Source organism: Neobacillus cucumis (assembly GCF_016908975.1).
Lineage (GTDB): Bacteria > Bacillota > Bacilli > Bacillales > Cytobacillaceae > Neobacillus > Neobacillus cucumis.
Window position 1 is genome coordinate 41,905 of sequence record NZ_JAFBEX010000028.1, and the last position, 10,605, is coordinate 52,509.

9 protein-coding genes and 1 pseudogene are annotated in these 10,605 nt (G+C 38.0%); 6 read left to right on the plus strand and 4 right to left on the minus strand.

The window, feature by feature from the left end:
* Window positions 1–12: 12 nt before the first annotated feature.
* Complete coding sequence (sdaAA, locus tag JOC76_RS30780; RefSeq protein WP_205181608.1) at window positions 13–1,575, plus strand: L-serine ammonia-lyase, iron-sulfur-dependent, subunit alpha; 1,563 nt, start codon at window positions 13–15, stop codon at window positions 1,573–1,575.
* Between the two features lie 468 nt (window positions 1,576–2,043).
* Here sdaAA and JOC76_RS30260 read toward each other — a convergent pair whose 3' ends face one another.
* The 3 genes and pseudogenes from JOC76_RS30260 to JOC76_RS25460 form a co-directional block, all read right to left on the minus strand.
* A complete protein-coding gene (locus JOC76_RS30260; protein WP_239557971.1) occupies window positions 2,044–2,310 on the minus strand; it encodes a GH36 C-terminal domain-containing protein in 267 nt (88 codons plus the stop codon).
* A gap of 66 nt (window positions 2,311–2,376) precedes the next feature.
* A pseudogene (locus JOC76_RS30625) lies at window positions 2,377–2,526 on the minus strand (alpha-galactosidase); the annotation flags it as partial.
* A 67-nt stretch (window positions 2,527–2,593) separates the two neighbouring features.
* Window positions 2,594–3,499: an AraC family transcriptional regulator gene (locus JOC76_RS25460; protein ID WP_239557967.1), complete on the minus strand. Its 906-nt coding sequence runs from the start codon at window positions 3,497–3,499 to the stop codon at window positions 2,594–2,596.
* Window positions 3,500–3,680: 181 nt separating this feature from the next.
* On the opposite strand from JOC76_RS25460, the gene JOC76_RS25465 reads away from it, so the two are divergent.
* A complete protein-coding gene (locus tag JOC76_RS25465; RefSeq protein WP_205181609.1) occupies window positions 3,681–4,982 on the plus strand; it encodes an alpha-glucosidase/alpha-galactosidase in 1,302 nt (433 codons plus the stop codon).
* A gap of 230 nt (window positions 4,983–5,212) precedes the next feature.
* On the opposite strand, the gene JOC76_RS25470 is transcribed toward JOC76_RS25465, so the two are convergent.
* A complete protein-coding gene (locus tag JOC76_RS25470) occupies window positions 5,213–6,088 on the minus strand; it encodes a YsnF/AvaK domain-containing protein (protein ID WP_205181610.1) in 876 nt (291 codons plus the stop codon).
* Between the two features lie 597 nt (window positions 6,089–6,685).
* On the opposite strand from JOC76_RS25470, the gene JOC76_RS25475 reads away from it, so the two are divergent.
* The 4 genes from JOC76_RS25475 to JOC76_RS25490 form a co-directional block, all read left to right on the plus strand.
* Window positions 6,686–8,308, plus strand: coding sequence for a DUF1593 domain-containing protein (locus JOC76_RS25475; RefSeq protein WP_205181611.1), 1,623 nt, complete (start codon window positions 6,686–6,688; stop codon window positions 8,306–8,308).
* Window positions 8,309–8,528: 220 nt separating this feature from the next.
* The gene (locus JOC76_RS25480) at window positions 8,529–9,539 is read left to right on the plus strand and encodes a LacI family DNA-binding transcriptional regulator (protein WP_205181612.1); all 1,011 of its coding nucleotides are present in this window, start codon (window positions 8,529–8,531) and stop codon (window positions 9,537–9,539) included.
* Between the two features lie 502 nt (window positions 9,540–10,041).
* Window positions 10,042–10,227: a hypothetical protein gene (locus tag JOC76_RS25485; RefSeq protein ID WP_205181613.1), complete on the plus strand. Its 186-nt coding sequence runs from the start codon at window positions 10,042–10,044 to the stop codon at window positions 10,225–10,227.
* A gap of 166 nt (window positions 10,228–10,393) precedes the next feature.
* Window positions 10,394–10,605, plus strand: a 212-nt coding sequence (locus JOC76_RS25490; protein ID WP_205181614.1) for a hypothetical protein, incomplete at its 3' end; no start/stop codon positions are given.

Genomic DNA, 10,605 nt, shown 5'->3' on the forward strand with positions numbered 1-10,605 from the left:
GGGAGTGATAGTATGTCTTTTACGAGTTTAAGAGAAATAATTGAACTGGCCGAGCAGCAACACATAACAATTGCAGAATTAATGATTCAAACTGAAATACAGCAAAAGAGCATTCCACGGGAAGTTCTTATTGAAAAAATGGCCGAGCAATTTATGGTAATGGAAGAGGCCGTCCATAACGGGAAGAGAAGTGCTGTCATGTCCCGTACCGGTTTGACCGGCGGCGATGGGTACCGCCTTCACCAATATGCTGAAAGTGGAAAATCCTTTGTCAATCCCATGACATTAGATGCCGCAGCTAATGCGCTGGCAGTATCAGAGGTCAATGCAGCAATGGGGCGGATTGTGGCGACACCGACTGCAGGATCGGCGGGAATCTTGCCGGCAGTACTCGTTCACGCGCTGGACAGCGGAAAATTCCCACGGGAGCTGATCGTACTGTCGATGTTCACTGCCTCTGCCCTTGGATTGGTAATTGCCAATAAGGCTTCCATATCAGGAGCAGCCGGGGGATGCCAGGCGGAAATCGGCTCAGCAACTGCGATGGCAGCCGGCGCTTTAGTTGAACTTGCCGGTGGAACACCTACCCAAGTTGGAAATGCAGTAGGGATTGCTTTAAAAAATTCACTGGGACTAGTTTGTGATCCAGTTGCCGGGCTGGTGGAAATTCCTTGTATCCTTCGGAACGGATTGCATGCAATTACCGCCCAGGCTGCGGCAGATATGGCGTTAGCAGGGGTAGTCAGCATTATCCCTCCTGATGAAGTCATCCATGTGATGCATGAAGTAGGGCAGCAAATGCCTGAATCGTTAAGAGAAACCGGAATTGGCGGTTTGGCCGGTACCCCGACAGGTCAAAAACTGAAAACGCAGATTTTTAGCGAAAAGACAAGCGGCGGCGGTCCTGCTAAATATCAAAGTGCTTATGAGATTATCGGCCCTGTCATGGTTGGGCCATCAAGTTCTCATACGGCAGGTGCTGTCCGAATTGGCAACATTGCCTTTCAGCTGTTAAATGAAAAACCATTATTTGCAAAGTTCTCCCTGATGGGTTCCTTTGCCGAGACCTATCAGGGCCATGGGACAGATTTAGCATTATTAGCAGGGGTTCTTGGGTTAACAACATTGGATCAAGGCATTCCAAATGCGAAACACATTGCCGAAGAAAATGGCTTACAATACGAGTTTACGAAACGGGTTCTTGGAAGTTACCACCCAAATACGGTGCTAGTAGAATTATCAGGGGCAACGCGAACTGTAAAGGTATTGGCAAGTTCCTTAGGCGGCGGCAAAGTAGAAGTTCAGGAGTTGGATGATTACCCATTAAAATTTTCCGGAGACCGACCAACACTTGTAATCCGTCATACCGATCGAAAAGGGGTTATTGCCGAGCTATCAGGATCTATTTATCAAAAAGGGTTAAATATTGCCCGTATGGCGAATGAACGTTCAAAAGTCAATGGTTCGGCGATAACGATTTGTGAAATCGACAATCAAGTCGAAGAAAAACTCTTAACCATATTGCAAAGAGAAATTCCCATCATTGATGAAATTTTATTAATCCAAACTAAATAAATATGTTTATGGTATCCTCAACTTAAGGCGAGCCTGTGACCGTGTGATGGTTATAGGCTTGTTTAACTTCTTAGACACTTAGCCTAAAATCTAGCAGCTAAGAGTATAGCGGATATTCTTATTTGCATTTAGAATGATTGAGAAAGTAGCTGAGCTAAATAATCTCCCAAAAGATACTGAGGGTGAAGAAGTTTTTAAATATATTAACAAGGAAGGCAATACTAAAGAAGACTCAGCTCATTCATTTTTTTAAAAGGGTTATTAGCTAAGATATAGATCGTGAAAATAAAGTACTTATACAAAAGGCAGATTGGTTGAGCAGTAATATAATAAAAAAACGCTGAGAATATTCAGCGTTTTTTTCAAAAATGATTTGAATTTTTTTAAGACGACCAGGGGTTTTAGTGCTAGGTTTTTCTTGATGACCCAAAAAAGTGCCCAAAGCGCACAATTAAGGCACTAAAATAATTATTTTTCCTTTATAACAAAAACCTGGGATGAAAATTCTACGCTTTCTTCCACACCGGGAATCTCGATTCCTGTATGTTCATTTTTTAGCGGGAGGCCGGCATACATTAAGTTATCACCATAATGAGTGCTGCTTAATCCGGATACGATGTATTCAGTATCCGACTTCAACCCTTTAAGCAGCAGCCTTGAGAATCCCGGATTTGGACGTGATAACACCTGATAGTGGCCGACGATTGCTTGTTTTTGATCTTGTGACACAACCATCCAGCTTGTTTCATTTCCATCACCTACAAAGGGGTTTTGCAGCCTATAAAAGATCCCATTTTGAATGATTTTGCGATTCTGCTTATAAAAATCAATTTGCGCCCGAACGATCTGTTTTTCCTGCTCCGTCATTTTCGTAAGATCGAGTTCATAACCAAACATGCCGAAATAGGCAACATTTGCTCTTGTCTCTAAGCTTGTGATTCTTCTTGTCTGGTGGTTTGGTGTGCCTCTATTAAAAGTTTATTTCTTTTTATATCAGTCAATTCATATTGCCATAAACTTAATCAATGATTAAACGATCAATTCCGACAACGTCTTTACTTTCACGAAAGTTGCCGGCGGACACACCAACAGCTTTGCGGAATACTTTGTTGAAATAATTGGCATTTGCATACCCTACCTGGGCAGCAATGTCTGTAACAGAGGATTTCGTTGAACGAAGTAGCTCCGCTGCCTTTTGAATTCTGATTTTGGTAAGGTATTGCACAGGTGTCATATTAAGTTGGTGTTGAAACTGCTTAATAAAGTAATATCTTGAGAAACCGGATACGGCCGCTATTTCGTCGAGTGTGATTGGTTCATGAAAATGTGTTTGGATAAAGGATAATGCTTCTGTAATCTGGAGAGAGAAACCTTTCGTTGCTTTTTCTATATTCCTTATGAAACGGTAACACTCCATAATAAACTCATAAGCTTTTGCAGAGGCATAATATGCATCTGTAATCTTTTCATCATATGTTTCTTGATAGATTTTCAGCAAAAGCTGAATCAACTTTGAATCCGGAGGAACTTTCAAGACAGGACCACTCTGTTCTTTCATAAACCGCCAGCAATCGGCGGCTTCTCTTCCCACTAATGTAATAAACATAAACTCCCATCCCTCGCTATCCTTTGGAAAGTAATAACGATGATTGCTAGGAATTTCGGCAATGAATGCTTCTCCTGACCTCACTGTATAACTTTTATCCTCTATGTCAAATCTTCCCGATCCTGACAGAGTGTATTGAAACACAAACGTGCCAACGTCTCTTCGCTTTAACCCATGCCAATCATAAGATTCACCGGGTATTTTCTCTTCCCGGCCAAGCACGAATATGTTTGCTACATCGTTAGGAAGAACATCTTGAAAGCGAAAACCGTACGTTCCATAATCCTTCTCATGTTTCCCCCTATAAGTCAAAGACAATATTTTACCCTCCAATCACACAAACTTACCATTGAGGTTATTGTATATACATTTTAATATTATTATAACAACATAAAATACAAAGCTGAATACGGGACATCAATTGTTTTTTGGAACAATTTTTTATCCTATTTCAAAATTCGATAGGCAGTCCCGGTTTCACTTTATAGGAGGGAAACTTATGTCAAAAATTACGTTTATTGGAGCTGGAAGTACCATCTTTGCTAAAAATGTATTGGGAGATTGCTTGATGGTGCCTGCCCTTGATGGATTTGAGTTTGCCTTACATGATATCGATGAACAGCGCTTGAAAGAATCAGAAGCAATGCTGACTAATCTAAGAGATCGTTATAATAAAACGATCAGTATTAAAGCCTATTTAAATAGGAGAGAAGCATTAATTGGAGCTAAATACGTAATCAATGCTATTCAAGTGGGGGGATATAAGCCGAGTACTGTTATTGATTTTGAAATTCCTAAAAAATATGGTCTTCGTCAGACGATTGCTGACACAATCGGGATTGGCGGAATTTTCCGTTCACTTCGCACCATTCCGGTTTTGTGGGATTTCGCCAAGGATATCGAAGAGGTTTGTCCGAATGCCCTGTTTTTAAACTACACAAATCCGATGGCAACATTAACAGGAGCAATGCTGCGCTATACAAATGTTAAAACAGTCGGATTATGCCACAGCGTACAAGTTTGCAGCGAGCACCTGTTCAAAGCATTAGGAATGAATCATGAAGGAGTGGAAGAAAAAATCGCCGGCATCAACCATATGGCCTGGCTCCTTGAGATCAAACGCGACGGCAAAGATTTATATCCGGAAATTAAACGCCGTGCGAGAGAAAAACAACAAACAAAGCATGATGATATGGTCCGCTTTGAATTATTGGACAAATTCGGATACTACGTAACAGAATCATCTGAGCATAATGCCGAGTACCATCCGTACTTCATTAAACGCAATTATCCGGAATTAATCGAGAAATTCAATATCCCTCTTGATGAGTATCCGCGTCGTTGTATAGAGCAAATTGAACGCTGGGACAAAATGCGTGACGAGATTGTCAACAATGAGCAGCTTAATCATACCCGTTCTCACGAATATGGTTCGCGTATTATTGAAGCGATTGAGACGAATGTTCCATTTAAATTTGGCGGAAACATTTTAAATACGGGGCGCTTAATTAGCAATTTACCAGAAAAAGCTGTTGTTGAAGTATCATGCGTGGCTGACCGAAGCGGAATCAATCCTTGCTATGTAGGAGATCTTCCAGAACAGTTAGCAGCCCTTAACCGTACAAATATTAATACACAGCTTTTAACAATTGAAGCAGCGGTTACGAAAAAGAGGGAACACATTTATCAGGCAGCAATGCTCGATCCTCATACGGCTGCTGAATTATCGATGAATGACATCATTGCGATGTGCGATGATTTAATTGAAGCACATGGTGATTGGATTCCAAAATTTTCGTAAACAAATATCGTTCATATAACGTTGCAGTTAATGAATGGGCGGTATGAGGTAATAAATATCATAATGCCTAAATATAGGATTTTCACCTGCAATATAGAAAGATAACTGCTCATCCTTAGCTCTAGTAAGCAAAAGGATGAGCAGTTTTACAAAAATCATCTTAATTTTTTTCCCTACATAAATAAAGGTGTTATAAAATAAACGCTTACTACATCCTTATCTTAAAAATGTTAAAATCTATCGGAATCCACACGCTCGCTGTCAGTAGTAGTTTCATTGATAGAAGCATCGCCCTTTTTCTTTACTTTTGCTTCCTCGCGCTTCACATTCTCTGTTACCTTTTGATTTTCTGTAACTTGCTTTTTGTTAATCACCAGTTCTTCGGTAACGACAGGTTTCTTGTTAACTTCGATTCTTTCCTCGACAATTGGAACACGAATAGTTTCATCATCACCTATAGGTGTGGTTGTGTCTGCATCAGTTTCGTCTACTGTCCGTCTTTCTACATAGACCTCTTCACGTCTGACTGGAACATTTACTGTTTCCTGTTCTTCGACGACATCCTTTTTAACCTCAACGGCACCTGTCTGAACACGGTGTTTATTAACATCCAATTGTTCCTCTCGAAGCTTTAGTGTGCGTTGCTTATCTGAGTCGAGATCTTCTAGACTAGTCTGTTCACGATCCATAGTTTCTATGGAGACACCGCCGCTAGCACTAGCATTCCCTAATCCTTTATTAGTAAGAAGCAGAACTTTACCGTCATTGATATCTTCTTCGTATTTAAGTGCATCTACCTCACTGATACCCTCGGCGATCAAATGATCATAATAGTTAGTTCTTTCATCATTTTGAGTCATACTATTCGCAAACGGGAAAAACAGACTGGCTAAGAGCCCTTGGTGTTCCTCTGTTTGGTAGTTGTTATTACTTGTGCTTATCTCCTGGGAAGCTACTCCTGTTTCCTCTTCGATGGAGGAAGGGACAACTGCTGTATTAGCAATAATCGACAAGTCGTTTACAGAATATCCTTCGTTTTGGAATTCTTCAATGGCTCGAACGACTTCATCATTTGAATTATAAACACCTAAAACTGCTTTACTCATAGTTATAGCCTCCATTTCGTTTTTTTGTTTGCTTACAAATCATACTTACCCGGCTTATCAACATTGGAAACCAATTTTCCCCTTATGGTCACAAATTGAAATAAAAAAATGACTCTTTCTAGCCAAGAAATCATAAAAAGTTCCCCATGAAAAATAGTGCAAATAAAACCATTCGTTAAAAATAACTTCAATTTATGATAAATTTTGAGATGGACTTATAAATATTTAAATAAAATCAACTTAAATTCATTTGATTCTGTCTAAAAATATAACCGAAGTATTGGATGGTATTCGAGTTTTTAGTAAAAAAAAGAAAAGTTCGAGAAAAAAATTAAGGAATTTTATATAAATAATTATATGAAATTAAATAAATATTTATATAAATGATTGAAATATTCATAGTATTACAATATAATCGCAGTATGGTACAAATGAAAGGCCTTTCATAGGAAAATTCAAATTTTTATATAAGTAGTAAAGCGGAAGCCAAGAAAGTCATCTCACTTAATAAGGTAATAAATCCGTGTATTACATATTTATTAACCATGGTCGATACCCATAAGGGTTGATAATAAAAGATATTTAGGGGGAATTTTTATGAAGTCGAAAAGAATGAGGAGAATTGTGCTTACAGCCAGCTTAGCACTGACAGCAGGTGTTGTCGCACCAGGAATCCATGGAATTCAGCCAGTTAGTGCACAGGAAAAACAGCAGCCTGCTAGTGTGCAGGCAAAACAGAAAAAATATGCTGAACCTGATAAAAGCTCTCAAACAAGAATGATTATCACTACAGATGGTGAAGTTGATGATCAGAACTCATTACGTCATTTGTTGCTATACGCAGACGACTTCGATATAGCCGGAATAGTATATTCTTCGTCAATGTATCATTGGCAAGGTGATGGTGTTCACACCTTGAAGGAAATCGCAAAAAGTTATAAGTCTGAGGTGCCAAATGAAGGTGACCTTAAAATCTATCGCCCTCAGCCAATGGGATGGATTGAAGACGTAATTAAAAATGAGTACGCAAAGGACTATAAGAATCTCGTTAAGAATGACCCAAAATACCCTTCTCCAGATGCTCTCATGAGTGTTGTAAAGGTTGGTAATGTTGAATTCGAAGGTGACGTTCGTAACGCGACTGAGGGTTCAGAGTTGATAAAGAAGGCCATTTTGGATAATGATCCACGCAAGCTTTATATTCAAACCTGGGGTGGCTTTAACACTACGGCCCGTGCATTATTATCCATTGCAGATGAGTACAAGAATACTCCTCAGTGGAAATCGATTCAGGATAAGGTTGTTAATAAAGTTATTATTCTTGCTCATGCGCAAGATAATACGTGGACCGACTACGATATTCCAGGTTTGTATCCGGGGCTTGTGACCTACGATGGAGCGTATAATGATTATGCATATTTTGGCTCCAGAACGGCTAACGCAGAGACTCGCTATACGTTTCAACCAGAATGGCTGACTAAAAATATAATATTTGATCATGGAAAGATGATGTCAAACTATCATACCATGGGAGATGGAACCTACTATCCTGGTGAGCCAGATAATTTCCAATATGGATTAACTGCTGCTCTCGATTGGCGCCCTCTAGGTTATCCTGATGCTTATTATACCTTTGATAAATACGAATGGCTTGGGGAAGGTGATAGTCTCACATGGTTTCCACTGATTCCTGTTGGGTTACGCGGGCTTGAGAACCCCAATTATGGGACATGGGGTGGTCGCATAAAAGTAAATGATAAAGCAATGAATAAAGCGGGATCGTATCTTGAGGATGATTATGTTACTGGCACTAAGGATGATTTTAGTGCAAAGCGTTTTCTTTTGCAGCTTCAGCAAGACTGGGCAGCACGTAGTGATTGGGCTGTCAATTCCTATGAAGATTCCAATCATGCCCCTGTAGTAAGTGCCAAAGTAAAGGATATAACGGCTAAAGCCGGTGATGTGGTAACATTGGAAGGGAATGCCAGTGATCCCGATGGTAATGCTTTAAATATTAAGTGGTGGGTTTATAAAGATGCAAGTGAATACTCTGGAGCAGCCACTGGACTTCAGGTATGGGATAGTAATCAATTAACAACCAAGTATACAGTTCCAAAGGATGCAGTTTCAGGAGATTATTTCAACATAGTTCTGGAAGTTTCCGACAATGCAAAAGCGCCAATGACTCGTTATGCACAAGTAATTGTCAAAGTTCAATAAAATAAAAACACCAGAACAAAGCAGTTCAAAACATGAGGCATACAAAAAGAATTCCGGTTGGGTACATTAGTAGTCTACCGGAGTTCTTCTTTCATTTTAAGTGCATTATCGTTAGCTATGAAATAAGTTTTCGAAAAAGGAGATAAATATTTAGTAAAACTTGATTGATCACTTTTTTTGAATTATTATTTTTGATATATAGAGGTAAGGTGAATGATTAATGAAAACCATCATGCAAGATATTGCTAAATTAGCGGGAGTATCTCCGGGAACAGTTTCTAATGCACTGAATAACAGAAAAGGTGTTGGAAAGGAAACAAAGGAGAGAATTTTAAAGATTGCTGAAGAGTTGGGCTACAATAGAAGCAGCAAAGAAGAGTGCAATATAATCAGGTTTATTATTTTTAAAAAGCAAGGCTATGTTGATGCTGATACACCATTTTTTTCTGCTTTAATTGAGGGAACAGAAAGGGAATGCAGGGCAGAAGGTTATGAGCTGATCGTGTCCCATATCATTCATAGTGAGCATACTGATGAAGATATTCAAGAAATAATTAAAGAAGACCAAACAGCGGGAGTTTTGTTGCTAGCCACTGAGATGGATGAGATAGACATACATCCTTTTGAGAAACTCAATATTCCGGTAATTCTTTTAGATAATTATTTTAATGGAGTAAACTTTGATCATGTTCTTATAAATAATGAACAAGGTGCCTATCAGGCTGTGAAATATTTAGTTGAAAACGGCCATAAAGAAATTGGATGTATTGGCAGTACAAAGCCCATTAATAATTTCAGGTATAGATATGAAGGATTCAAAGAGGCGCTAATTCAGCAAGGATTGCCTATTCACCACGAGTATGTAATAGAGCTTGAAACAACTCTTGATGGTGCCTACAGGGATATGAAGGAAAGACTTAATGATAAGAACTTTAGGCTTCCAACTGCATTTTTTGCTTTTAATGATTTTATAGCTTTAGTTGCAATGAGAGCTATGACTGAAAAAGGGATTAAGATACCTGAAGAAGTTTCTATTGTTGGATTTGACGATATGCCATTTTGTGAGATAAGTAATCCAAGATTAACCACTGTTAGAGTTTACAAACAATATATAGGTAAAAGTGCAGTTAAAAGATTATTAGAGAAGATTTCTAACAAAGATCAACTAAAGTTAAAGCTGGAGATAAATACTGAACTCATTGAGAGAGAAAGTGTTAAGCGTAAAGTTTAACCTAAAGACTTATAAAATACTCGAAGTCGAGGTAAATCTCCTGCCCCTATTGTTAGCAAATTAACACGCTGTGGTACCTTCTCCCTGGTAAACATCTATACTCTTTTTCTCCAAAATATACAAAAGTCCTAATTTATGTTAAGCAAAATAATTAATTAATCATTTGATTAAAAGGTTCTAATGATTTTAAAATAAGGTCATTTTTTCTATTAAGAACTATAGGAGGGGATACTACGTTTTTGTAGTATCTCCTTTGTTATTTTTAAGAGAAGAATTAACGACCTTATTATTTGAACCCAATATAATTTTAGAATATCAAAAATAAAAATTCCCTTTTTTTTAAAAAGTGGTTTACAACAATTCAAAAGGTGAAAAGGTAATTTAAATGAGTTAAGGTAATCCAAAAACAACCATTAATAAAATAGTTGATATTAAAGACTCCTTACCTAAAAAACAAAGACAGTTATGCGATTATATTCTAAAAAATTTTCAGTCAATAGGATTGATAACAGACTATATCTCATGCCCAATTATTTCATATGCATCCGCAACGCTGAAAGTAGAAGTCAGCAAAGAACAATTTTCAGTAGTACCTACTATTGCTTTGATTGAGGCATTGGTAATAGAAATTGGTAAACGGTCATCAGAAGAATCGATTCAAAAGTTGAAAAGACTTGAAAAGACTTGAAAAAACACTTAGAGAAAAGAATGTAATCTTTTCTTATTAAACAAAAAAACCATTCTTTCACCTGGTGTCTCTCTAAAAGGTTCTGATCCAAGCTAACTTAATTTATATCAACAGCAATAACCACTTCCTATAAAAATAAGGGAGTGGTTTTTTGTGTTTTTATAATATGCATATCAAGACGTTTGGGATGACAGACGCTTCAAAAATCTTACTTCGTTTGCTAATGTCTTCGATATCCCTATTTATACTTATTATTTTTCTTGTATCCGTTACTGTCTTTATCTTTCTTGTATCCGTTACTGTCTTTATCTTTCTTGTATCCGTTACTGTCTTTATCTTTCTTGTATCCGTTACTGTCTTTATCTTTCTTGTATCCGT